Raw genomic sequence first — 25,177 nt, 5'->3', positions numbered from 1 at the left:
CAGCTAAGTTAACAGCAGAGAAATACGTGAAAAAAAGTTTAGCATTAAAAGAACACAGCACATCACTTAGTATCATACTAAGAATCATAGATTGCATTGGGCTATTGAGTGCTGGACTATTAAGTTACTGGTTAAGATTTTCAAGCCTTAGCCTTGATTTAACATATAAAAATGTTCTACTACTTGGTGTGTTACTTGGGGCGGCAAGCCTGTCCTTTTTTGGAGCATATAGGGCATGGCGAGGTGCATCATTCACGTCTGAGATAAGATGCGTTCTTAGTGCGACATTAACGACATTTTTGCTGCTAATCATCAGTGGATTTATTACCCAATCTTCAGATTTATTCTCTCGTATTTGGGTAGTAAGTTGGCTATGTACCTCTACCGCTACAATATTGAGCTATAGATTTTTGCTTCGGAAGTCCCTGGGAGCATTAAGAGCAAAAGGTTTCAACATCAGAAGCGTGATTATTATTGGCGATGGAGAGCTAGCACAGCAAGTTCTAGAGCGACTAAAACAACATCCTGAAATGGGGTTAGTCGTAAAAGGGATACTTAGTACGCAAGAGCAAGCCACCGATAAACATGAAATTAACTCTGTACCATTTCTAGGCACATTAAATGACCTAGATAAAATAGTTAAAAATCACAAAATAGATCAGGTTTGGATTGCTCTCCCAATGAGCGAAGTGCAAAAAATGGAACAGGTACAATCCGCTTTAAGCAACACTTCTATCGTGATTCGAATGGTACCCGATATCTTTGGCTTTAGACTCTTAAATCAATCCATGACGGAGGTTGCTGGTTTACCCGTTATAAACATTTCAACCTCTCATATGCTTGAAGGTAAAAACCGTTTTCTAAAGTCCCTAGAAGACAAAATACTGGCTTCCATTATACTGTTACTCATAAGCCCAATTTTAGTAGCCTTAGCCATCATCATAAAGCTAACGTCCAAAGGGCCAATCTTATTTAAACAATATAGAACAGGTGCCAATGGACAGGACTTTAAGGTTTATAAATTTCGGTCTATGGTGGTTCACAATGAGGAAGATGGAAAAGTAACACAAGCAACAAAAGGGGACAGTAGAATAACGCCTATCGGTGCTTTCATGAGACGAACATCTTTAGATGAACTACCGCAATTTATCAATGTACTTCAAGGCAGGATGTCAATTGTTGGGCCAAGACCCCATGCACTTGCACACAATGAACATTACAAAACACTTGTTGAATCTTATATGCGCCGCCATATGGTCAAGCCAGGCATCACTGGCTGGGCACAAGTAAATGGCTTTCGCGGGGAAACCGATACAATAGACAAAATGGAAAACAGAGTTGAATATGACCTATACTATATTGAAAACTGGTCTGTATGGTTCGATTTGAAAATCATCTTCTTGACTATTTTCAAAGGTTTTATACATAAGAATGCAATTTGATCTTCACTGAAGATCAAATCTCTATGCCTTTTTCTTCACATTTCTCAAGTACAAACTGCTTGAAATTTTCTTTAAAGATTTCCGTAGAGAATTTCATAGCATGGGCTCTAATTTCACTTGGCTTAAGCAATAAGCAATGGTTTTTTTCAAACTCATTAACAGCCTTAATAATCGAATTTGCTGTTTGCTTGTGAAAATAAAATCCTGTTTTCTTATCTATAACCGTATCTAGTGAACCACCCTTACCAAATGCAATAACAGGTGTACCGCATGCTTGAGCTTCTAATGGAACAATACCAAAGTCTTCTTCTGCCGCAAAAATAAAAGCTCTAGCTTTCATCATATGCTCTTTAAGAATTTGATAATCTTGATATCCCAGATAACTTATGTTTGAAGAAGATGATGCTATTTTTTCAACTTTATCTCTTTCAGGGCCATCACCTATAATAATAAGCTTTTTATCTGGCATTTTTGAAAAGGCTTCCGCAATAAGCGCTAACCGTTTATAGGGAACCAAACGCGACGCAGTAAAATAAAAATCGTCTTTAACCTCGTGTAACGGGAAAGCATCTACATCTACATTAGGAAAAATTATTGTCGAGTCCCTTCTATAACATTTATATATTCTCTCCTTAATGAAGCGACTAATCGATATAAAATAATCAACATTATTACTGGATGCTAAGTCCCAAAGCCTTATTCTATGCAGAAAATATCTAGCTAATAAAGATTTAAAACCTTTGGTTAAATTAGATTCTTTTAAATATTCAAACTTCATATCCCATGCATATCGAATAGGTGAATAACAATAACAAATATGCAATTGATTTGGTGATGTAATTACTCCTTTTGCCACCGCATGACTGCTACTAATCACTAGATCATATTCAGTCAGATCAAGTTGCTCTATAGCAAAAGGCATTAGTGGTAGATACGCACGGTATTTCTTTTTCGCAAATGGCAATTTTTGTATGAAGGTATTCTTCGTTTGCTTGCCTATCAGGTATTTCTTTCTCTGCTCGTCATCAAAAAAATCGACAACAGAGAATAAATCAGCATCAGGAAAAATATCGATAATAGACTGTATAACGTTTTCTGCGCCACCTGGGTTAACAAACCAGTCATGTACAATTGCTATTTTCATTATTTCTCCAAGATAGGGGTTAGAGCATCATCCCAAATTTTTCTAGAGCGCTCCCAAGAAAATATTTGAGCTCTTTTCAACCCCAATTCAACTAAATTAATACGTACCAATTTCTTTTGCCAAATATCAACTAAACCATCTTGAATAGAATTAACATCATAAGGATCAACTAATAATGCTGCACCGCCAGCTGTCTCTGGCATAGCTGTAATATTTGATGTAATTACAGGAGTTCCGACTGCCATAGATTCAAGAATAGGCAAACAAAACCCTTCATATAAACTAACTACAACGGTTGCTATGGCTCCTTTGTAATAACAAGGCAGATCAGATTCATCAACTCCGTTTAAAAACACGACACTATCAATAATACCTAATTCAGTAATAAGCAAACTTAATTCCGGTGTGGGTTTACAAGAAATTAACAAGTCAACCTCAGTAGAAAGGCCTGAGCTCGCATAAGCACTCACCAGTCTTTTCAAATTCTTATGTGATTTATTATTTCCAACATATAAAAAATAAGGCCTGGCTCTAACAATAGGAAGAACGGCTTCATGATAAAATTTATGATCAACCCCATTAGGAACCACAATTATTTTATCGATAGGAATTTTAGCCCAGCGTGAGATTTCTTGTCGTGTAAAATCAGAGACAGTAAAAACAGCAGGAGCATTTCGTACCGTCTGCTTCACAATATAATTATAATACAACCTGTTTTTAGCATTTGAGTACTCAGGAAATCTCAGATGCATTAGATCGTGAAGTGTGACAATAGCTTTACCTGCAGAAAAAAAAGGACAATTGTAACCTGGACTAACAAAGTAGCTACCACCTAGAGTAATTCTAGATAATTTAATAGGGTCTATAGCTGATAGTGCAGAAGACAGCTCACCACTAATGAAACTACATCCATTTAGACTTTGAGCTTGCATTATTTCCTTACAAAATCGACCAATCCCTCCACTTTCTAACCATCGAGAGTCAAAATAAAGCATATTTTATCCCTAACATCTATTTTCAAATCAATCTCTTAATAAAAAACTTCAGGCTACTTTTAGCTAAACATATTACTAAAGTAGTAGAGGATAAATTTTTGATTTGTGCTTTAATTTCCTCTTTAAAGTTCTTTCCAGAGTTTTGGCCACTTATACCACCATCAGCATAATCGACAAGAGTATCATTTATAAAGAAAAGAGATGAGTGAGGTAAAACCCTTAACCAAAATTCGTAATCCATACGTATTCTAAAATCTTCATCATATAATCCATATTTATCAAATAAAGCCTTAGAGATAAAAGAAGCCTGATGTGAAATCATTGACCTTTCACCTATAAAGGTAGCATCACTTACTATTTTTTTCGGTATTCTCTTATCAACAAACTTTGAAAAAGCAGTAATTACATCGGCTTTAGATTCAACAATAGCATCAGCAAATATAGATACAGATTGGTTATCAACAAAAACGTCACCTGAGTTCATATAATTTATATAATCACCTTCAGCTAATCGAGTGCCTTTATTAAAAGCATCACTAATACCAGTATCTTTTTCACTCAAAAAAGCAAAAAGTTTATCCTGGTACTTTTCTATTAACTGCCTTGTGCCGTCTGATGAACCACCATCAATTACAATATAATGAATATTCTCATAGGATTGGTTTAAAACACTTTTTAATGTTTTTTCAATATTTTCAACATCATTATAAACTATTGTAATAACGCTAATGATTGGTTGCCACTGAGTATTTTGCTGAAGCATACTATACTCTCAAATTAGTAGAATTCTTTACGAAACAGTCGTAGGCATCCTGAAGTCCTGTATCCAACTCAATACTGAATTCCCAACCAAGACGACGAAGACGATCTACATTCATTAGTTTTCTAGGTGCACCATCGGGCTTGCTTACATCAGTATTAATATCACCATTAAAGCCTACGACTTTAGCAATTTTATGGGCAACTTCTAGAATAGAGCAGTCCAACCCCGTGCCAACATTAATATGGCTTTCCATTGAATGAACTTCACCATCATAAGTAGCTTTATCAAGATTCATAACAAACACACTGGCAGCAGCCATATCGTCTACATGCAAAAACTCACGCTTTGCCGATCCTGTTCCCCAAATAGTCACTTGATCCAAACCTTGCTCTTTTGCCTCATGAAAACGACGAATTAATGCAGGAATAACATGACTATTTTCAGGGTGATAATTATCCCCTGGACCATAAAGGTTGGTTGGCATCACGCTACGATAATCTACACCGTACTGGCGGTTATAAGACTCGCACAATTTTATTCCCGCAATTTTAGCTACTGCATATGGCTCATTAGTTGGCTCTAGATAGCCATCTAATAAAGCCGACTCTTGCATTGGCTGACTAGCCAACTTAGGGTAAATACACGAAGAACCTAGGAACAAAAGCTTTTTGACACCATGCAAATACGACTGATGAATGACATTAGCCTCTATCATCAAATTCTGATATATAAACTCTGCCGGAAATGTATTATTAGCATAGATTCCACCCACTTTCGCAGCGGCTAGATATACTTCATCAATCTTTTGCTCGGCAAAAAAAGCAGCCACTGCGACTTGATTGGTTAAATCAAGCTCCGCAGAAGTGCAAGTAATAATATGCTTGTAGCCACTCTCTTTAAGTCGGCGAATAATAGCAGAACCGACCATCCCACCATGACCGGCAACATAGACTCTTGAATCTAGGTTCACCTATTAATTCTCCTGAGCCACGGGTACTTCATAGCCATTGGCTTTCATAAAGGCATGCTGCTTAGCGATTTTAAGATCTTCTGAAACCATTTCAGAACACATTTCTTGTACCGTAATTTCTGGTGTCCACCCCAATTTTTGCTTCGCTTTACTTGGGTCACCTAATAAAGTTTCCACTTCCGCAGGGCGGAAATAACGTGGATCTATTTGCACCACGACATCACCGACTTTCAACGATGGAGCATTATCGCCTTCAATAGCTATAACAATAGCTTTTTCATCAACGCCTTGACCTTCAAATTTCAACTTAATACCCAACTCTTGAGCAGACCATTCGATAAATTGGCGAACGGAATACTGAACCCCAGTAGCAATCACAAAGTCTTCTGGCTGCTCTTGTTGAAGCATCATCCACTGCATGCGAACATAATCTTTGGCATGGCCCCAATCACGGAGTGCATCCATATTCCCCATATACAAGCACTTCTCTAAACCTTGAGCTATATTCGCCAAACCACGAGTAATTTTACGAGTAACGAAGGTCTCACCGCGGCGTGGTGATTCATGATTAAACAAGATGCCATTACAGGCATACATACCATAAGATTCACGGTAGTTCACCACAATCCAGTAAGCATACATTTTAGCTACAGCATAAGGTGAACGAGGGTAAAACGGTGTAGTTTCTCTTTGAGGAGTCTCTTGGACAAGTCCAAAAAGCTCGGAAGTAGATGCCTGATAAAACTTAGTTTTCTTTTCGAGACCTAGAAGGCGAATGGCCTCTAAAATACGCAAAGTTCCCATACCATCGACATCAGCAGTATATTCAGGAGCTTCAAACGAAACAGCAACGTGAGATTGAGCACCTAAATTGTAAACTTCATCTGGCTGAACCTCTTGCAAAATCCGAGTCAAGTTAGAGCTGTCAGTTAAATCACCGTAATGCAACTTTAACTTTGGATTTGGTTCATGAGGGTCTTGATACAAATGATCAATTCGCTGAGTGTTAAGAGAAGATGCTCGACGTTTAATACCATGAACCTCATAGCCTTTTGCTAATAAAAATTCAGCTAGGTAAGAACCATCCTGACCCGTAATACCTGTAATAAGTGCTTTTTTCATAAAAACCTACGCATTTAATAAAGTTTTGATTAACGCGAACTAAAAACTGCCAAATGTGGTAAAGGCATTAATCAGCTTCTCTATCAATCATCATTCTAACAACATCATCCATTTTATACTTTGCTTCCCAACCAAGTAAATTTTTCGCTTTAGTTGCATCACCCAAACTAACATTTAGATCAGTTGGACGCATAAAATCAACATTCTGCTTGATATACTGCTTATAGTCTAAACCAAGCTCAGAAAAAGCCACTTCAACAAATTTTTCCAATGTATTTGTTTGGCCAGTAGCAATAACAAAATCCTCTGCCTTATCTTGCTGTAACATAAGCCACATAGCATTCACATACTCAGGCGCCCAGCCCCAATCTCTTGAAATATCTAATCGACCTAACTCTAGACTCTCATTTGAACCAGCATAAATTCGTTTTGCTGTAGAAATGATTTTCTGAGTGACAAAACGCGTAGGGCGTAAAAGAGACTCATGGTTAAACAAAATTCCAGTACAGGCAAAAAGCCCATACGCCTCGCGATAATTATCTACTAACCAAAATGCAGAGGCTTTAGCTACAGCATAGGGGCTCTGAGGATGAAAAGGCGTATTCTCATGGGCAGCAACACCACCAGTATCACCAAAGCATTCACTAGACCCTGCATGATAGACTCTAGGCGACTTATCAAGCATTCGACAAGCTTCAAGAACATTCAAAATACCAAATGCAATGCTCTGTATTGTCTCAGCAGGTTGATCAAAAGATAGTCCAACTGAAGACTGTCCTGCTAAGTAATACACCTCATCTGGCGAAGATTTACGCAAAGCAACTAAGACGCTTCTAAAATCTTCAGGAACCATTGAAACGAAACGTACTTTATCTTTAATTCCCAAGGCCGTAAGGTTAGAAAAAGAGCCACCCTGAGCATCTCGAGAACTCCCCCAAACTTCGTAGCCTTTTGACAATAAAAGCTTTGCTAAATAAGCTCCATCCTGTCCACTTACACCACAAATTAATGCTATTTTCTTCATGAATTACCCAATACTTTTTTATAAACAGTCAACGTTTCAGCTGCGCATTTATTCCATGAAAAACTTTTTATATTTTCAAACCCAGCTAGGACTAAATCGCTTCTCACACTAGGTGAAAACACAACACGTTCAATTGCAAATCTCATGTCTTCTATTTCATTTGGGTTAAAGTAAACACCCGCATCTCTAACAACTTCAGGCATTGAACTAGTATTAGATGTTACTACAGGACAACCTGATGCCATGGCTTCTAAAGGTGGCAATCCAAATCCCTCATAGAGAGAAGGATAGACAAAAGCCGCAGCTCTACCATACAAACCTGCTAACTCTTGATCACTACCGCTACACTGTCTTACTTGTGATCCAGAGAACCCTAATGACCTTATTAAAGCGAGCTCTTCTGAATTAAAGCCCCCCCCGCCAAATGCGACAATATCAAAACTAGACTTTAGTTTAGCCGAACTTGCTACCGCTTTGAGCAATCCATCAAAATTCTTATAGCCAAAACGACTACCAACATACAATAAGAAAGGTTTGCCATTAACAGTAGATAAACCATCATTTATCACTGCTTTGAAACTATCAAGTGACACACCCAAATGTACGACAGAAATTTTTGCCTCATCAATATCGAAGAGATTTATTAAATCCCGTTTAGTGCTTTCTGAAATACTGATTATATGATCAACTCTATTAAGTGTTTTTCTTTTAGATTTTGAGGTGCTATCACGAAATGAAAACTGACTAGGAAAAATCTCATGTATCATATCATAGACGGTAGTCACACGAGCTGCATCACTAGAAAAAAGCGTACGTGGTGATGAAAAATAAGTTTCATGAACTAATTCTGGCTTCCATTTACTAATTTGATACTGACTAGCAATATGATTTACAACATGAAAAAATGGACCAGTTTTTGATGGATATTTTTTCAAACCCACACCGCTAATCACTCCATCAGGCAAAAATTTTAAATAGTTATTCCTATGAATTCCTGCAAATATTTTAACGTCATTTTCAGAAGAAAATAACTCATTGGCAAGTATTGAGTAATATCTAGAAATACCACCATAAGATTGATGAGTAAATGTTTGATGGTCGAAGGCTATCTTCATAGAATATATTCTTTATTTAAACACAGTAAGTCGATAATTAAAAATCAGTAGAATTTTATTATGGATCACATATTTTTTTTACAGTTCTCGCAGGATTCCCAACCACTATCGAATAGTCATCAACATCATGAGTAACTACGGCATTACAGCCTATAATAGATCCTTTACCAATTTTTACGCCTTTTAGAATCGTCACACCAAAACCAATCCAAACATCATCTGAAATTACAATTCCAGATGATGATACATTAGATAAATCACCAGTATGACCTTTCTCAAAAAGCTTTACTTCTTGCAAATGTCTTAATAATGGGTCAATAGGGTGACTATCAAAATCATGTATATTAACACCATGTGAAATCAATACTCTATCACCAATAATAATACTTTCAGCAGACCAGATTCGACTTGAGACACCAACATAACAATATTCACCAATTATAATTTTTCCATTATTTGGGTGAACTATCAGCTCCCCTTGAATGCGTGTTTCGTCTCCAATACAAAGCCTTGATCTATCATTTATAAGATTACATACATTAGCACCATCAAGAAATACAGTCTTCTTTCCAATAGTACATTTTGACTTTATAACTTCAACCTTACAAATTAGAATAAAGGCATTAAATTTTGCATAAATAAACAAAATCACTCTTGCTATAAACCTAATCATTATAATCAATTAAATCGTAAGATTTTTTTCAGTTGCTTTTTAAAGCCATTTAAGAAAAGACTAAAATAACTAATTTCAAACAAATATTTGAAATTATATTCGTCATATTTTTTATTTATTCTAATCGTAGAAGGATGAGTAATCGGAATTTGCATTTCTTTTTTAGCTCTGTTTGACATTTTAGCATCGCTTTCAGTAGTGTGTGTTGCATCCGCACCAAAACCTATGTTAGCGATTAAATTAACCGTAGGCACTATAGAAATACCTCTATTTGCCCAGGTTGCAAAACACCATTGATAATCCCAAGTGTCAATTTTTTTTGAATACACACCTTCAAAATTGCTTAGCCAAAATTTTTGCCATAATTTACGGTTAAAAACATCTTTAATATTTTCATTTTCTTTATATTCGGGAAAATTAACAATATCTACATCATATTTTTCCCATCTATTTTTCCAGCTAGCCCACCCCCAAATGTGATTAAGCGCCGAAAAATAATAGCTATCATCATTAGAAATGATACTGTTAGGGATAGTACTTACACCACCAATATGCCAAACACGAAGATCATTTTTATATGTTTCCAACAAACACTCACAAAACCAAAAAAAGCTTTGGCTAGGTAAACAATCATCTTCAAGTATTATGCCTTGTTCTTCATTTTCAAAGAACCACGTAATAGCACCACTAACAGCATACTTACAACCAAGATTTTTTTCTCTAAATAAAGTTTTTACTTCGCAATCCCAATCTATATTTTGAGTAATATAGTCACGAACAAGTTGAACTTTCTCTGCTTCACCTTCTTTACTAGTTCTAGCACCATCTGCCGCGATATAAAGACGCGGAGGTTTCGCTTGACGAATCGCCTCAAAAACTTGTTTTGTAGTATCTAATCGGTTGAATACTAAAAAAAGTACAGCTGTGTTCAATGTATGCGGAGGGATGAACTTGTTTTCATCAGACATCATTATTTCCAGCTCTTTAATCTAAGATTTTCGATATAACTAGCTAGTGTACGTTTAGCAGACCAACCTAATGCTTTCGTCTTATCTGCCATGACATCTGCAGTCATTCGGTTACCCTTGCGTTCAGGCAACATCTCAATATGACCATTGAACATCTTAGCAACCTCTAAAATACTAAAGCCTTCTTCACTGCCAATACCAAACTCATCACCATAGCCGTTCTCCCCCACCAACACCAGACCGTCTATAATGTCGTCGATGTGGGTAAAATTACGCTTTTGGGCTCCTGGACTCACTACTGTAAGCGGTTCGTTATTACGCATTTTTTCTTTAAATAACGCAATCAGAGTGGCGTATTTACCGGTTTGTATCTCTCGCTCACCGTATACATTATAAAAATACGTGATCGCATAAGGTACATTGAACCAATTGCCATAATTCATAACTAGTTCAGTATTAGTCGCTTTTGTCCAAGCATAAGGAGAAGCACTGCGCCCAAGACCACCATCGCCAAACTTAGTACTACTGCCAGCATACAAAATTTTACAACCCGCTTTGCGAACAAACTCTAGTACCGCAAAAATACCTTCTTTGTTGTATGCCCAAACCTTTTCAATGTCGTCAAAGCTTTGCTCTACCCGCGAATATTCACCAAGGTGATAAACCATGTCGGGAACAAAATTGACAAGCGTACCAATATTCTTTGTTTCACCACGTATATAAGTCACGCCAGCTACATGATTTGCTTCACTGCCCGTAAAATAGTTATCCAATGAATATACATCGTATCCCATCGTTACCAAGCGCTCACACAAGTGACTGCCTACAAACCCAGCACCACCGGTTACCAATACTTTTTTATTACTCATCTTTAATCCTTAGCAAAAAGGTCGCGTGTGTACACTTTTGCTACCACATCTAATAATTCATCACTCATTCTATTGGCAATAATAACGTCACTTTCATCTTTGAATTGATCCAAAGAACTCAGTACCTTTGCATCATGAAATTCGGAATCGCTAAGCTCAGGTTCATAAATCACTAACTCAATGCCTTTACCCTGTAAACGATACATGATTCCCTGTATAGCACTGGCACGGAAGTTATCAGAACCCGCCTTCATAATTAAACGGTAAACACCTACTTTTTTAGGCTGCTTATTGAGGATTTGATGTTCAATGAAGTCCATACGGGTGTCGTTTGATTGGACAATTGCTCCAATCAATGCTTGTGGCACCATCTCAAAATTAGCTAGAAGTTGCTTGGTATCTTTCGGTAAACAGTAGCCACCATAGCCAAAAGAAGGGTTGTTATAGTGTCCACCAATACGAGGATCAAGACTGACACCCTCAATAATTTGACGGGCATCCAGCCCTTGAACTTCAGCATAAGTATCTAACTCATTGAAAAAAGCCACACGCATAGCTAAATAGGTATTAGCAAATAATTTTACCGCTTCAGCTTCCGTCGCATTCGTGAACAAGACTGGCATGTCTTTTTTGATAGCTCCATCGACAAGCAAATTTGCAAAAATGGTCGCCCGCTCAGAAACTTCTCCTACAATAATCCGAGATGGATATAGGTTGTCATACAAAGCTTTGCCTTCACGAAGAAACTCTGGTGAGAAAATAATATTATCAACACCAAATTTAGCTTTTACTCTTTCTACATAACCGACAGGAATAGTCGATTTAATCACCATGACAGCCTGAGGATTAATCGCCAAAACGTCAACAATAACAGACTCTATCGACTTAGTATCGAAGTAATGCGTTTCTGCATCATAATCCGTTGGCGTAGCAATAATGACATAATCCGCATTTTGGTATGCCTGTTGTTTATCTAATGTAGCAACCAAGTTTAAAGACTTATTTTCAAGAAAATCTTGAATTTCTGCATCATGAATCGGGGATTGTTTATTATTCAAAAGCGCTATTTTCTCGGGAACTACATCCAAAGCAACAACTTCCTGGTGCTGCGCTAAAAGTACCGCAAGAGATAAGCCAACATAGCCTGTACCAGCGATTACGATTTTCATAAGTATACTCTTTAAAAAAACTCTTTCTTTAATCCTAGAAAATAACTTTAATGACACTAAAAAAATCTTCTAAAATCTCTTATAGAACAAGCAATAAAACTATTTTTGAAATGCTTTCAATAATATCATTGCATCATAAATATCATAGACACCATAATCGCTTGCATCTTCTATTTTTGTGTTTTTACCACTGACTTTTATAAGCATCTTAAACATCAACTTGGATGATAGCTCTTTAAAACTTAACTCTCTTAAATGGCTATATTTACTTGGAACAATAGATAAAATTTCATTGTAGTCAACATTATGTAAACTACACATTTTCATGACTGCATCTTCTATTTCTTCCTTTGTATTTTCTTGTCTTTCCGTAAGTACTTTTGATAAAAATAATTTCCAATCTATTTCGATGCCTTTTGTAAGCTCGGGAAAATTACTTTTTAACTGCAATAGGGCTTCAAGCGAACAGACTCTAAATGCTTTTGTCATAACTATGTCGCTATGGAATGGAATCGTATTTTCTTTAAAAAACTTTATAGCCTCCTCACCTACCTCCTCCTTTTTCTTGGATAAATATGCCGCACCATTGCTTTTCGCAGATGAGCCATGCACTGCAAAAGCTTTATACGAATAAGCATAATTTTCCATGGCAAAACACATAGCAAGGGCTGAATAAGAATCAGGTGTAGCCGATCGGAAGAAAATACCATTTTTTGTCATCCGCTCTATTGCTTCTTTCTTTACGAATCCACAATAAACTCCAGGCAAGTCAAATGTATATAACATGTTAAATTTCAGATACTTAGACAGCCATTCTTTTGTATTGCGTACTTCGTAGCTGGCTTTATCACTCCAATAAAGTTTATTTGGATTAGGTGTATTTGGCCAAGAATAAAAAGCGTTATGACTGACAACTGCATCACATTTAGTTGTGTTAATAATTTCATTAACATACTCTAGAGAATTTGGTAACACGCCATCATCATCACCAATACTCATTACATAACCATCTTTAACATGCGACAAAGCAAAATCAAAGTTTTCGCTCATACTGCAACGTTTATTAGTATTAATATATGAAAGCCTATCATCATTAAATGACTCGACAACTTCTTTTGTATTATCTTGACTGAAGTTGTCACTAACAATGATATGATAATTTGAATACGTTTGATTCAAGCAGGTTCGAATCGTATGATATAAAGTATCAGCTCTTTCTCGTGTAGGGATAATAATAGTTAGCTTATTTTTCATCTTCTATCCCTCTAAAAAAATAATTAGATCGCACTTTTTTATCACGCTTAATATTTAAATCCAAACCGCTGCCGAAGACTAGACTGCCTGATGGAAGGTCTACATTATTCACATAACTTCCATTCGAAATACAAACGTTATCACTCACTTTTGAACGGCCAATTATTGAAGAATAAGGATACATAATCGTAAACCTATCCATTGTAGGGTACTCCAGATTAGCGTTGGCACCTACCGTGCAGTGATGTGATACAACCAAAAAATCACTATATTTAGCCTTTCCTAATACAATTCCGGTAGAATGAATAATGACAAAAATATCAGGAAGCTTAGTATCATACATACAATGAAATTGATTCAAGCTTTTATTTAAATAAAATAGCTTACTCGCCAGAGCAGTATCATTAAAAACTTCATAGGCGATATTAGAGGCGTAATAAACAAAGACAGTATATTGATCAGAATTCAAATGATTAAAATAAAGAATACCATTTTTATAATAATGATTTAAATTAACAAAGCCAAAGCAATATTTAACTTTGGATAAAGCAGCAGCGACAACATTGTTAAAATCAGGGTGAACATCACCATCAGGAAATTGATAGTCAAGCTGAGATTTGAGATACAATGACAATTTTTCAATAGATAGACTAGATTGCATGTTTCTTTATACTTTCAAGTTTTCTTATATCACCCCAAAAAGCCATAGGTTCGTGTTTTGGGTATGGATAAACGCCTAAATTTAATTTCAGTTTATAATTTCTTTCTTTTAAATATTCTTCAACTAAACGCCTTACCGAAGCCCCCACTCCACTACAACAGTTAATACTTTGATTCAAATATAACGTTTGCTGCGAAATCAAATAAATATTCCGTACGACATCATCAATATGTAAGAAATCTCTTAACTGTTCGCCTCCAGACATATCAAAGGAATCAGATTTATTTAATATAGCAGAATCAAGCAAAGAAAAGAGCGAAGTACTAGATTGACCTTCTCCATGCATATAAAATAAACGTATCCATTTGTATTTAAAATCATAACTCTTAGAGAGCTCAACTAAAAATTTTCTCAGTGTATCTTTAGCAAGACCATACATATTAGAGGGTTCAGTCTGATCATTCTCAGATAAACATCCATTCTTCATACCATATTCAAAACATGTACCTGTCACTGTTATTTCTTTAAGGCCATTAGCAATTAAATTCTTAATGAAAAAATAATGACGATACAAATTTTTCTCTATATGTAAACTATCATTATAATTTGGCAAACCATCCCAAGCTAAATGAATAACTTTATCCGGCCTTCCAAAATAATAAAAAAGATCTTCAATGGAGGAATCAAGGTCATAAGGTATATAGCGAACTTTTCCAAACCAATCACAACTTCTAGCTTTAGATAAGTCCCTTGAAGTAGCGATAATTTCATGAGATGTATGTTCAATCAATTCATTGATTAAGTGACGACCAATAAAACCACTGGCTCCTGTCACTAAAATTTTCATTACACAAACTCCAAAGATGGAACGGCAACAACAAATTGACAGCCATTAACTCTCAAATAGTCTAACTGAGTAACGACCTCATCTTTAATATTCCAAGGTAAAATTAAAACATAATCTGGCAAGCTATTTCTTAACACTTCTTCGCTTACAACTGGAATATGACTACCGGGTAAATACAAACCTTGCTTGTATGGAGATTTATCAACAACAAACTCAATCAAATCAGCTTTAACACCAGCATAATTTAAAAGAGTATTTCCCTTAGCAGCGGCACCATAGGCTACTACTTTTTTATTTTCTTTTTTAGCCTTTAACAAAAATTCAACTAGATCACATTTTACTTTATTAGCTCTTTCTTGAAATTCTTTATAAACATTTATATCAAGAAGTCCAAAATTACGCTCTTCTTCCAGGATACTGGAAATATTTTCAACTTCTTTTAATGATGTATTATCACTATGTGTTGCATATATCCTCAAGCTACCACCGTGTGTTGAAAGTTTTTCTACATCATAGAGCTTAAGATCTTGCGCCTCAAAAATTTGCTTCACTGTACACAAAGATAAATAAGAAAAATGCTCGTGATAAATAGTATCAAACTGATTGTCTTTTATAAGATTCATTAGATGCGGAAACTCCATAGTGATAGTACCGCTATCTTTTAAAGCAATTTTTAAGGCTCGAACAAAATCATTAATATCTGGAACATGGGCTAAAACATTATTTCCAAGAATCAAATCTGATTTTTTCAAGTTCAGAGCAAGTTTTGAACCGAAAAAATCTTCAACAACATCAATTCCCTTGCCTTTTGCCACGGCAGCAGTGCTAGATGTTGGTTCAATACCTAAGCAAGGAATATTTTTTTCTTTAAAATACTGTAATAAATAGCCATCATTAGAAGCAATTTCTGTAACGAATGATGTAGGTTTAAGATCTAACTTGGTAGAAATATCTTCTACGTACTTTTTAGCATGCTCTAACCAACTATTAGAAAATGAACTAAAGTACACATAATTTGAGCTAAATATATCATCTGATTTTTTATACTCATCAATTTGAACTAACTTACATTCATCACAAACATATGTTTTTAAAGGATAAAAAACCTCAGGCTCATTTAATTCATTTTCAGTCAAAAAAGAATTTGAAGGTGGAGAGTTAACCAAATCAGCAAATACTAAATCTAAGGGTGTATTACAAAATCTACATTTCATTAATTTCAATTCCTTCAAAATCTATACTTAAAAACTTATGCAACTCATCCCTTTCAGAAATATTTTTTACATCAAGGGGCCAAGTAATATCTAACATGGGATCTTTATAATTTAATCCCCCCTCATTAGCTGGCGTGTAAAACTCACTATGGAGATACAAAAGCTCAGAATCATTTTCTAAAGTCTGAAAAGCATGAGCAAAACCCTTAGGAATCTGTAGCATATTTCTTTTCTTAGAAGATAATTCGACAGTATAAACACCTAAAAAAGTGGGAGAGCCTTTTCTAATATCTACAACCACGTCGTATACACTTCCACGAATACACTTCACAATTTTAGCTTCTGCATTAGGTTCATATTGGAAATGAAAGCCACGCACAGTCCCTTTCTCTTTGGTGATAGAATGATTTATTTGTTTCACCGAAAAGTCGGAAAACTCACTGTTTTCTTGATCGCAATACACCCTATAGAACTCACCACGCTCATCAGAAAAAACTGTTGGCTCGATCAAGAACAATCCGTCAAAGTTAGTAGATATATATTTCATCAATTAGTCCAGCACAGCTTCTTTTTCTTCGCATCATTAATATAATCAATGAAATTACTTTTTGTACTAACTTCATTGTTTTCATAAAAAGAGCGGTACCATTCGATTGTATTTTTTAGTGTAACATCACTCGACCAAACATTATCCCAATCTAAATATAATCTAGACTTTGAACAATCAAGTCGCAACAATTTAGCTTCATGAGGCTGGTTAACACTCGACTCAATTCTATAATTTAGCTTATCCCAATACTGCTTTGTTTTTTCTACCAGTTCTTTTACAGTCATTACCCCTTCATCAGAAGGGCCAAAGTTCCATGAGTCTGAAAATTCGATTCTTTTCTCTAACAGCTTTTGCCCTATCAATAAATAACCACTAAGAGGTTCCAGCACATGCTGCCACGGCCTTACCGCATCTGGACTTCTGATGCATACATCTTTCTCACTAATGATAGAGTGGACAACATCTACTATTAACCTATCTTTTGCCCAATCCCCACCACCAATAACATTCCCAGCTCTGCAACTTGCTAGTAACGTATTATGTTCTTTAGCGTAGCTATCAACATTAAAATAAGACTTTCTATATGAATTTGCTAAAATATCAGCACATCCTTTTGACGAGCTGTAAGGGTCATGTCCTCCTAACTCATCCGTTTCTTTATAACCCCATATCCACTCTTTATTTTCATAAGCTTTATCGCTAGTAACATTAACAATAGAATTAACGTTATGCTTTCTACAGGCTTCAAATACCTTAAGTGTTCCAATTACATTTGTTTCATATGTTTCAATAGGGTCTTGATATGACAACCTAACCAAAGCCTGAGCAGCTAAATGAAATACAATATCAGGTTTATATTGTTCAAATACTCTATCAAGTTGGTCAAAATTTCGAATATCACCCTCAACCGAAATCATATTCAAATTTAACAAAGAAAAATGATTTGGTTGTGTAGGTGCAGGTAATGAATAACCTATGACATTGGCACCCATTTTTTCAAGCCAATAAGCTAACCAAGACCCTTTAAATCCAGTATGTCCAGTAATAAGTACTGTTTTATTTTGATATATACCATTAAACAGATCTTTCATTACCATTTTTTCCATGGTGCTTTATTATTATCCCAAAGGTTATTCAACGCGACTTTATCCCTAAGCGTATCCATACAAGACCAAAACCCATCATGTTTAAAAGCTGCTAATTCACCTATTTCAGCTAATTTCCGTAAAGGTTCCTGCTCTAAAACGGTTTGATCAGACTCTATAAAATCTAGAACTTCCGGCTCACAAACCATAAAACCGCCATTAATCCAGCTACCGTCACCCTCAGGTTTCTCTATAAACTTTTCTACTTTGTTCCCATCGATGTCTAAAGCACCAAACCGTCCCGCAGGTTGTATGGCCGTTAAAGTAAGCTTGGCCTTATTTATTTTATGAAATTCGACTAGATTTTTAATATTAACATCACTGACACCATCGCCGTAAGTTAATAAAAACGTCTCATCGCCAATAAAGTCTACAGCTCTTTTGATTCTTCCACCCGTCATACTGTCTAAACCAGTGTCTAGCAATGTAACTTTCCATGGTTCACTGGAATTATTATGTATTTCCATACCACCGTTTGACATATCAAAGGTAACATCACTTTGGTGTAAATAATAATTTGCAAAATATTCTTTTATTGAATATCCCTTATAGCCAAGCAAAATAACAAAATCATTAAAGCCATAATGAGAATACATCTTCATTATATGCCATATTATGGGCTTACCACCAATTTCAACCATTGGTTTTGGACGAATATCAGTTTCTTCTGATAAGCGTGTACCATACCCTCCTGCTAATATTAACACTTTCATTAATAATTTTCCTTTTTTGCCATTAAGCCTAAATCAGTTAAATTCTCATTAAAAACACTTTTCATTAAAAACTATTTAACAATAGAATTTAATTTTTTAATTATTTTAGATACAAATGTTGGCTTTTTGTATTTACTCCCGCCCATACTCAACCATTCTTGGTAGTTTGAATTCCAATGCTCATCATTCAATCCGTTCCAAAACTTTGGCTGCCCATAAGCATGTATTATTTTTGCATTTGGAATAAGGTCTTTGTCCCTTGGATGTGGAGAATAAATTTTCAAATCAAGCGACTGAATCTTAATATCAAACTCTTGGATCATAAAATCAAATATCGCCTGCTCTGCTAATTTCAAAAAACCTGCATATTTATTTAAACTAAATACACAAAAATTATAATATTTCATATAATCTATATGATCTTGAAAACAAAAAAGAGCCCCACAGATCCCCTCTTCATTCATATCATAATCATTAATATCTTGATGTAGCTGAGAACTCACTAATGCACCTGATGGCATCATTTTTATTCCACTTTCACAAGGCTCCAGCAAACCAGACAGATCTTTTAATATAATCATATCCGGATCTAGATAAATAACATTTTTGTAATCACTTAGTAATCTCAAGCATTCATATTTGGCATAAGCCATTATCGTAAAATACCTTAAAGTATCTTGATTAAATATTGAAAGATCTTCAACGGGTATTTCATAAAAAATATCTCTTACAGGAAGAATTGAATTTAGCAACTCTAAATCTTTTTTATTTATTCCATTATGTATGACAACCACTTCATCTGCTATTTCTGGAGTTATCCGCTTAATATCAAGCATTAAATTTGCAACTGCAAAAATTAAGTCGGACGAAACTGTAAATACCACCGCATTTTTTTTCATTACTTACTCCAAGTTATAGCTTTAATCTTTTATAGACAATATAGACAGTTAACAAAACCGATGTGGACGCTACAAATAACGTAGTTGAGGCTGCACCAATCCCCCCATAACTCGGTATAAATATTGAATTCAGAGCAATATTTGAAATAACAGCATATACAGAACAATATAAACTTATTTTTGTTAGATTCTCTATTATAGCCACCTGTGAAAAAATAAAAAAAGACAAATACGGAACACCAGACCATATATGTATTTTCAAATAGCTAGCAGCCTCTGCATATTTAAAACCATATAGATAAAAAACGATAAAGTCAGATAAAAAAGTGACAGTTAATGCAAAAGCAACTGAAAGGCAAATCATAACTTTAGTTATAAGAAAAATACGCTTCCTGTATACATTAAAATCACTTTGTCTTATTGCAACAAATGATGGGTATATAGATCCACCTATAACAGCAGGCAATATAAACCATAACTCCGAAAGTCTTACTGCGGCAGAATAATTACCAACAACATTAAAATCAGAAATATTCCCAAGCATAACTTGATCAATTCGCATATTTATAATAGATGCTATACCCGAAAGAATCAAAGGCCAAGAATCTTTTAATAAAAGAACAGCTCTATCATATTTAAACTTAATCCTATTTAATTCAAACTCAAATCCAAGTGTTCGATAAAAATAAAACATCAACCCCATAGATAAAACAATAGAATCAAAAAAAACAACCCATGCAAATGCTATCAATGGAGCATCAGAAAGTATAAGTACTACTTTAACTATAGTACTTGCAAAAAGGCTAATGACATTTGCATAAACAACATACCTACTCAAAACCTTACTTTGAAAGTAAAAATCTATAACATTAAATGATTGAAATATAGTTGAAGAAGCAATAATAAAAATCAAAACATTAGTGTCGTAATTATTTTTCGTGAAATTTATTGCAATCGCCAACATTACTAAAACACACAAAGCTCCCATGAGTTTTAGAAAAAAAGCTGTACCTATTAGCTCACAATAACGACTTTCGTCTTTTACAAGCTCACGTATCACGATACCATCAAGACCTAATGTTGCTATAACAGCAAAAAGACCAACAAAACTTTGCGCATAATTAAAAAGTCCAAACTGTTCTGGACCAAGATAACGGGCGACCCATATACCTACAAAAAGACCAATAACCATGCGAAGAATTTTTTCACCGAAAAGCCATGAAGTGTTTTTAAAGTACTTCATAAAACCAGTATGATTTCGCAATAATCGGAAATTATAGTTTACTTTTTTTATCAAAATAGATTGCCTTTTGCATATTTACAGTCGCATTGTTTAATAGCATTCACGAAGATAAGCCAATATATATAACGCGACCATTGTAAAAGCATAATTAATATGACTCTTATAACACTTTATTAAGAATATTTAGTTAGCAACATTTTCCTTACAATATAAATTGCATTTATCTGATCGCCACTCTCAACATAACACCTCAACTCTGGCGCATTACCAGAAGGCCGTAAGTGAACAATATTTCCACTATTGAGCGTCATACGAAGCCCATCCGTTTCATCAATTGAAACAACCTCTAGCACTTCACCATCTTGCACTATTGCTGATAGCAGCTCAGCTTGTTTAGCCTTGCTCGTTTTTATATCGGCTATGAGCTGTCTACTGACATCTGTTGGAATGTCTTTAATTCGATCACTAGCGGTAAAGCGCGCGGGAAACTCGGCCGTCAATTGGCTAATTGGGCGATCTTGTTCAAACGACATTGCTAGTACAATTAAAGCAGGTAATACAGAATCACGAGTGGGTAGAGAGTGTAAAATCTGTTTATTAACAGTGAAATCCGCACCAACCAAAAAACCACCATTAGCTTCATAACCAACCACTCTGGCATCTGGTGAGTGTTGCAGCAGATCTTCCATACCCGCGATAACATAAGGCGAGCCAATTCTAGTTCTTAGCGAGATCCGCTTAGGGCTTTGCAACTCACCTCTCAACTCAAGAACAGTATTTACGTTTACTGGTGCTGCAACATGGGTTGCTTGTAAATAATCAGCACAGAGCACGCCTAAAATATCACCGCGTAACCACTCACCTTTTTCATTAGCAATAAGAGGACGATCGCCATCACCGTCTGTGGATATAATGGCATCCAGCTTATATTCCTTAGACCAATTCAAGCCTTTCTGCACATCTTCTTCTGATACCGCCTCGGTATCGATCGGTACAAAAGTCTCAGTACGCTCTAACGAAATAACCTCAGCACCGAAATGCGCTAATAACTCTTTAATCACATCTCGCGCCACACTGGAGTGTTCATATACACCAACACGTTTGCCTTGCAGCATGTTCGACGGGAAAAGCGCAGTATAACGCTGTTTGAAAAGCTCAACAGCAGAACGATCAATGACAGGCAACGCCAACTGTGCTGCTTGATCTGAAACGAATTCAGGCACTTCAACTAAGCCATTCATAATAGAGGCTTCGTCAGCTTTGCTAATCTCGCCATCTGGACGATAAAACTTAATACCGTTACGATCAAAAGGAATATGACTGCCCGTGATCATCACAGCCGGTATGTTATTTTGCATGGCATAAAACGCCAAAGCAGGCGTTGGCAAAGCACCACAAAACTCGACTTTTGCGCCAAATGATTCAGCGGCCAGCAAACAAGCTTTAGCAATATCAGAGCTACTCGGACGTAGGTCTATACCAATAGCTACGCTAGATGCAGAAGGACAAACTGTTTGCAGGAAGGAACGAACAAAAGCAAAACAAAGCGTCGGCGTTAAATCCTTAACCAAACCACGTACACCGCTGGTACCAAAGGCAACGCCCAATTCATCGCTAAGTTGTTTTACCTGTACAACACTAGAACTCATTTTATCAATCCTTGCTTAACGACCATTTTCTTAACGGCTATTATTTTAACGGCCATAGCGATCACTAAAGCGTACGATATCGTCTTCACCTAAATAACTACCAGACTGCACTTCTACTAGTTCTAAAGGAATTTTGCCGGGATTTTCTAATGCATGAACAACACCCACAGGAATGTAAGTAGATTCGTTTTCGGTTAGCAGAATTTCACGATCACCGTTTTGAACCTTCGCCGTACCAGACACAACCACCCAATGTTCGGCACGATGATGGTGCATTTGCACGCTTAATTTCTCACCGGGTTTGACCATGATGCGTTTAACTTGATGGCGACCGCCAAGATCTACCGTTTGGTAGGTTCCCCAAGGGCGATGCACCGTCGTGTGGTACATATGTTCTTCACGGCCTTCGGCTTTGATTCGTTTAACAATCTTCTTCACATCTTGGGCATTGTTTTTGTCCATCACCAAAACCGCATCGGCGGTTTCGACAATAACAAGGTCGCTGACACCCACTGCAGCAACTAAACGCGACTCAGAACGGATAAGGCAATTACTAGAGCCTTCAGCCATTACATCGCCCAATAGCACATTGTTGTCAGCGTCTTTATCTGCATAATCATATAAAGCATCCCAAGCACCAATGTCACTCCAGTCACCTGCATAAGGCACAACTTTCGCTTTTTTGGTTGGCTCCATCACAGCAAAATCAATGGACTCCTCAGGGCATTGTGAAAACAATTCTGCATCAATACGCACAAAATCCAAATCTTCGGTACGCTGCTGATAGGCAAGATTTACCGCTTGAAAAATATCATCACGATGAGTCGCTAACTCATCTAAAAAAGCCTTAGCACGGAACAAAAACATTCCGCTATTCCATAAATATTCGCCTGAATCTAAATAAGATTGAGCTTTTTCAAGATTAGGCTTTTCAACAAACTCCACAACAGAGAAATTCTCACCGGAACGAATATAACCATAACCCGTTTCTGGACGAGTTGGCTGCACACCAAAGGTCACTAAAGCATCTTGTTTAGCCAATTCAACAGCTTGCTTAATGGTCATTTCAAAGGCGGCAATATCACGGATGACATGATCGGCAGGCAAAACCAACATAAGAGCATCGCCAGATTGGCTTCGCAATGCTTCCAGCGCCGCCAAAGCAATTGCAGGCGCCGTGTTACGGCCTTTAGGCTCTAAAACAATACTGGATTTTTTAACACCGATTGCTTGCAATTGTTGCGCGATCAAAAAACGATGGTCTTCATTACAAACCACAATAGGATCTGCCACTTCTAAAGATAAAGTACGCAACATGGTTTGCTGAAGAAGACTGTATTCTTTATCAGTCAATGGCAAACATTGTTTAGGAAAATGCTCTCGAGATAAAGGCCAAAGACGACTGCCAACACCACCAGATAAAATAACAGGAATAATTTTCAAAACAGATCCTTCGTATATGACAAAAATAATCTGCCTAGTCTAACAAAAGTAAGAGATAAGAAATATAAGAATGGGTTAATGAAGGACAAATAAAGGAGCAAAAAACCTAGCAACAACCAACCAGCTGTAGGTCGGCCTTTAGGCCGTCAAAAACTAGCAACACCAGATCACCTGTAGGTCGGCCTTTAGGCCGTCAAAAACCTAGCAACACCAGATCACCTGTAGGTCGGCCTTTAGGCCGTCAAAAACCTAGCAACACCAGATCACCTGTAGGTCGGCCTTTAGGCCGTCAAAAACCTAGCAACACCAGATCACATGTAGGTCGGCCTTTAGGCCGTCAAAAACCCAATCACTCCAAATCAAAACCTTGACGCGCTAAAGCACGACCTACAAAAAATGAATCGGCCGTCAAAAGCCTAATCACTCCACATCAAAACCTTGACGCGCTAAAGCACGACCTACAAAAAAACTAACAACACGGAGGACACACACATATCTATTGATACTTAGCCGCAAAACAAACCACGTGATCTAGGCATTGCAATAACTGACCAGCCATACCGAACGCTTTATTCAATAACGCCGATTGTATTTCAGGATCATCAGGGTAATCATGGGCAAATTGGTTACGCATTTCCCGTAACTTCAGCCACTGTTCAACAGAACCCAGGGCTCCTATTTTTTCAAGCCGATTTAATTTATCAATAAATGTAGTAAGCTCACCTTCTTCATATGTCAGCTCAATCACAGCAGGGAACAACTTTGCCCCCATCACATCCTGCAATTTTGAAAACCGGACAATAAACTGATCAAATACCGCAAGTTCAATTTCCGTAAGTTCAGACAAACTAGCTGCAGTGTAGGGTTGTTTATCTGCCAAGTGCTGCATAGACCAATGCAAACGTTCTGCATGTGTTTGGCAAATGTCAACGATCCCCTGAAATACATCCTTATTCATAAACGAATGCCACTCTCTTTAGCGATTTTATAGATAGGCAAAAACCTTCCAGACTTACGATTGACTACCAAATCAATTTTCTGCTCACCAAGTAGCAAATGAAGTTCAACCAAAGCATTCAATTTAGCCTCAACAATGTCATCGGCCTCATGCAAATCAGGCTCAATATACAGATCAATATCCCCACCACGCGCATTATCATCAGCCCTTGAGCCAAAAAGCAGCAAATCAGATCCTTCGCCAAAATGCTTCAATAACACATGCTTAATTGTCTCTTGCTGGTATTTAGTCAAACGCATATCGGCCCCCTTTTTTTAAACAAAACACAAGGTCGGCCTTCAGGCCGC

Annotated in this window: 25 protein-coding genes and 2 pseudogenes; 1 reads left to right on the top strand and 26 read right to left on the bottom strand. The window is 36.5% G+C overall.

Annotation, left to right across the window (positions count from 1 at the left end):
* Positions 1-26 precede the first annotated feature (26 nt).
* A complete protein-coding gene (locus CYL31_RS04190; protein ID WP_212917722.1) occupies positions 27-1,442 on the top strand; it encodes an undecaprenyl-phosphate glucose phosphotransferase in 1,416 nt (471 codons plus the stop codon).
* 13 nt (positions 1,443-1,455) lie between these two features.
* Here CYL31_RS04190 and CYL31_RS04185 read toward each other — a convergent pair whose 3' ends face one another.
* The 26 genes and pseudogenes from CYL31_RS04185 to CYL31_RS04070 all read right to left on the bottom strand — a co-directional run bounded on the left by CYL31_RS04185 (position 1,456) and on the right by CYL31_RS04070 (position 25,129).
* Complete coding sequence (locus CYL31_RS04185; RefSeq protein WP_249411688.1) at positions 1,456-2,586, bottom strand: glycosyltransferase family 4 protein; 1,131 nt, start codon at positions 2,584-2,586, stop codon at positions 1,456-1,458.
* The gene (locus tag CYL31_RS04180) at positions 2,586-3,581 is read right to left on the bottom strand and encodes a glycosyltransferase family 4 protein (RefSeq protein ID WP_212917721.1); all 996 of its coding nucleotides are present in this window, start codon (positions 3,579-3,581) and stop codon (positions 2,586-2,588) included. The genes CYL31_RS04185 and CYL31_RS04180 overlap by 1 nt, the downstream gene beginning before the upstream one ends.
* A gap of 22 nt (positions 3,582-3,603) precedes the next feature.
* Positions 3,604-4,344, bottom strand: coding sequence for a glycosyltransferase family 2 protein (locus CYL31_RS04175; protein ID WP_212917720.1), 741 nt, complete (start codon positions 4,342-4,344; stop codon positions 3,604-3,606).
* 1 nt (position 4,345) lies between these two features.
* Positions 4,346-5,314, bottom strand: a complete 969-nt coding sequence (gene fcl, locus CYL31_RS04170) for a GDP-L-fucose synthase (protein ID WP_212917719.1) — start codon at positions 5,312-5,314, stop codon at positions 4,346-4,348.
* Positions 5,315-5,317: 3 nt separating this feature from the next.
* On the bottom strand, positions 5,318-6,436 hold the full coding sequence (gmd, locus tag CYL31_RS04165; RefSeq protein WP_212917718.1) for a GDP-mannose 4,6-dehydratase: 1,119 nt from the start codon (positions 6,434-6,436) through the stop codon (positions 5,318-5,320).
* Between the two features lie 67 nt (positions 6,437-6,503).
* Positions 6,504-7,460, bottom strand: a complete 957-nt coding sequence (locus CYL31_RS04160) for a GDP-mannose 4,6-dehydratase (protein WP_212917717.1) — start codon at positions 7,458-7,460, stop codon at positions 6,504-6,506.
* The gene (locus tag CYL31_RS04155) at positions 7,457-8,575 is read right to left on the bottom strand and encodes a glycosyltransferase family 4 protein (RefSeq protein WP_212917716.1); all 1,119 of its coding nucleotides are present in this window, start codon (positions 8,573-8,575) and stop codon (positions 7,457-7,459) included. The genes CYL31_RS04160 and CYL31_RS04155 overlap by 4 nt, the downstream gene beginning before the upstream one ends.
* A 58-nt stretch (positions 8,576-8,633) precedes the next feature.
* Positions 8,634-9,221, bottom strand: a complete 588-nt coding sequence (locus CYL31_RS04150; RefSeq protein WP_212917715.1) for an acyltransferase — start codon at positions 9,219-9,221, stop codon at positions 8,634-8,636.
* 32 nt (positions 9,222-9,253) lie between these two features.
* Positions 9,254-10,219 carry a hypothetical protein gene (locus CYL31_RS04145; RefSeq protein WP_212917714.1) on the bottom strand — a complete coding sequence of 322 codons (966 nt, stop codon included), beginning with the start codon at positions 10,217-10,219 and terminating at the stop codon, positions 9,254-9,256.
* Positions 10,219-11,085, bottom strand: coding sequence for an NAD-dependent epimerase/dehydratase family protein (locus CYL31_RS04140; protein WP_212917713.1), 867 nt, complete (start codon positions 11,083-11,085; stop codon positions 10,219-10,221). Before CYL31_RS04140 ends, CYL31_RS04145 begins: the two co-directional genes overlap by 1 nt.
* Positions 11,086-11,087: 2 nt before the next feature.
* A complete protein-coding gene (locus tag CYL31_RS04135; protein WP_212917712.1) occupies positions 11,088-12,254 on the bottom strand; it encodes a nucleotide sugar dehydrogenase in 1,167 nt (388 codons plus the stop codon).
* A gap of 99 nt (positions 12,255-12,353) precedes the next feature.
* Positions 12,354-13,508: a glycosyltransferase family 2 protein gene (locus tag CYL31_RS04130; protein ID WP_212917711.1), complete on the bottom strand. Its 1,155-nt coding sequence runs from the start codon at positions 13,506-13,508 to the stop codon at positions 12,354-12,356.
* Positions 13,498-14,169, bottom strand: coding sequence for an LbetaH domain-containing protein (locus tag CYL31_RS04125; RefSeq protein ID WP_212917710.1), 672 nt, complete (start codon positions 14,167-14,169; stop codon positions 13,498-13,500). The genes CYL31_RS04130 and CYL31_RS04125 overlap by 11 nt, the downstream gene beginning before the upstream one ends.
* The gene (locus tag CYL31_RS04120) at positions 14,159-15,016 is read right to left on the bottom strand and encodes an NAD-dependent epimerase/dehydratase family protein (protein ID WP_212917709.1); all 858 of its coding nucleotides are present in this window, start codon (positions 15,014-15,016) and stop codon (positions 14,159-14,161) included. Before CYL31_RS04120 ends, CYL31_RS04125 begins: the two co-directional genes overlap by 11 nt.
* On the bottom strand, positions 15,016-16,230 hold the full coding sequence (locus tag CYL31_RS04115) for a class I SAM-dependent methyltransferase (protein ID WP_212917708.1): 1,215 nt from the start codon (positions 16,228-16,230) through the stop codon (positions 15,016-15,018). Before CYL31_RS04115 ends, CYL31_RS04120 begins: the two co-directional genes overlap by 1 nt.
* A complete protein-coding gene (locus CYL31_RS04110; RefSeq protein ID WP_169458332.1) occupies positions 16,220-16,777 on the bottom strand; it encodes a dTDP-4-dehydrorhamnose 3,5-epimerase family protein in 558 nt (185 codons plus the stop codon). The genes CYL31_RS04115 and CYL31_RS04110 overlap by 11 nt, the downstream gene beginning before the upstream one ends.
* Positions 16,777-17,871, bottom strand: coding sequence for a CDP-glucose 4,6-dehydratase (rfbG, locus tag CYL31_RS04105; RefSeq protein WP_212917707.1), 1,095 nt, complete (start codon positions 17,869-17,871; stop codon positions 16,777-16,779). The genes CYL31_RS04110 and rfbG overlap by 1 nt, the downstream gene beginning before the upstream one ends.
* On the bottom strand, positions 17,871-18,638 hold the full coding sequence (gene rfbF, locus CYL31_RS04100) for a glucose-1-phosphate cytidylyltransferase (RefSeq protein WP_212917706.1): 768 nt from the start codon (positions 18,636-18,638) through the stop codon (positions 17,871-17,873). Before rfbF ends, rfbG begins: the two co-directional genes overlap by 1 nt.
* Before the next feature lie 71 nt (positions 18,639-18,709).
* Positions 18,710-19,537, bottom strand: a complete 828-nt coding sequence (locus CYL31_RS04095) for a glycosyltransferase (protein WP_212917705.1) — start codon at positions 19,535-19,537, stop codon at positions 18,710-18,712.
* A gap of 13 nt (positions 19,538-19,550) precedes the next feature.
* Positions 19,551-20,834, bottom strand: coding sequence for a flippase (locus CYL31_RS04090; RefSeq protein WP_212917704.1), 1,284 nt, complete (start codon positions 20,832-20,834; stop codon positions 19,551-19,553).
* 119 nt (positions 20,835-20,953) lie between these two features.
* Positions 20,954-21,148: a hypothetical protein gene (locus CYL31_RS20900; protein ID WP_502845434.1), complete on the bottom strand. Its 195-nt coding sequence runs from the start codon at positions 21,146-21,148 to the stop codon at positions 20,954-20,956.
* A gap of 120 nt (positions 21,149-21,268) precedes the next feature.
* Positions 21,269-21,874, bottom strand: a pseudogene (locus CYL31_RS20895) (phosphohexomutase domain-containing protein); the annotation flags it as partial.
* Positions 21,875-22,027: 153 nt separating this feature from the next.
* Positions 22,028-22,429 (bottom strand): annotated as a pseudogene (locus CYL31_RS20890) (phosphomannomutase); the annotation flags it as partial.
* A 45-nt stretch (positions 22,430-22,474) separates the two neighbouring features.
* Positions 22,475-23,872, bottom strand: a complete 1,398-nt coding sequence (locus CYL31_RS04080) for a mannose-1-phosphate guanylyltransferase/mannose-6-phosphate isomerase (RefSeq protein ID WP_212917702.1) — start codon at positions 23,870-23,872, stop codon at positions 22,475-22,477.
* A gap of 496 nt (positions 23,873-24,368) precedes the next feature.
* Entirely contained in the window at positions 24,369-24,830 is a 462-nt protein-coding gene (locus tag CYL31_RS04075) for a hypothetical protein (RefSeq protein WP_011978644.1), read from the bottom strand.
* Positions 24,827-25,129 carry a nucleotidyltransferase domain-containing protein gene (locus tag CYL31_RS04070; RefSeq protein WP_212917701.1) on the bottom strand — a complete coding sequence of 101 codons (303 nt, stop codon included), beginning with the start codon at positions 25,127-25,129 and terminating at the stop codon, positions 24,827-24,829. Before CYL31_RS04070 ends, CYL31_RS04075 begins: the two co-directional genes overlap by 4 nt.
* Positions 25,130-25,177: the final 48 nt, after the last annotated feature.

The sequence above is a fragment of the Marinomonas sp. A3A genome, assembly GCF_018336955.1.
Classification (GTDB): Bacteria; Pseudomonadota; Gammaproteobacteria; order Pseudomonadales; family Marinomonadaceae; genus Marinomonas; species Marinomonas lutimaris.
The sequence above is the reverse complement of the archived record's forward strand: the minus strand, read 5'-3'. Positions and strand labels throughout refer to the sequence as shown.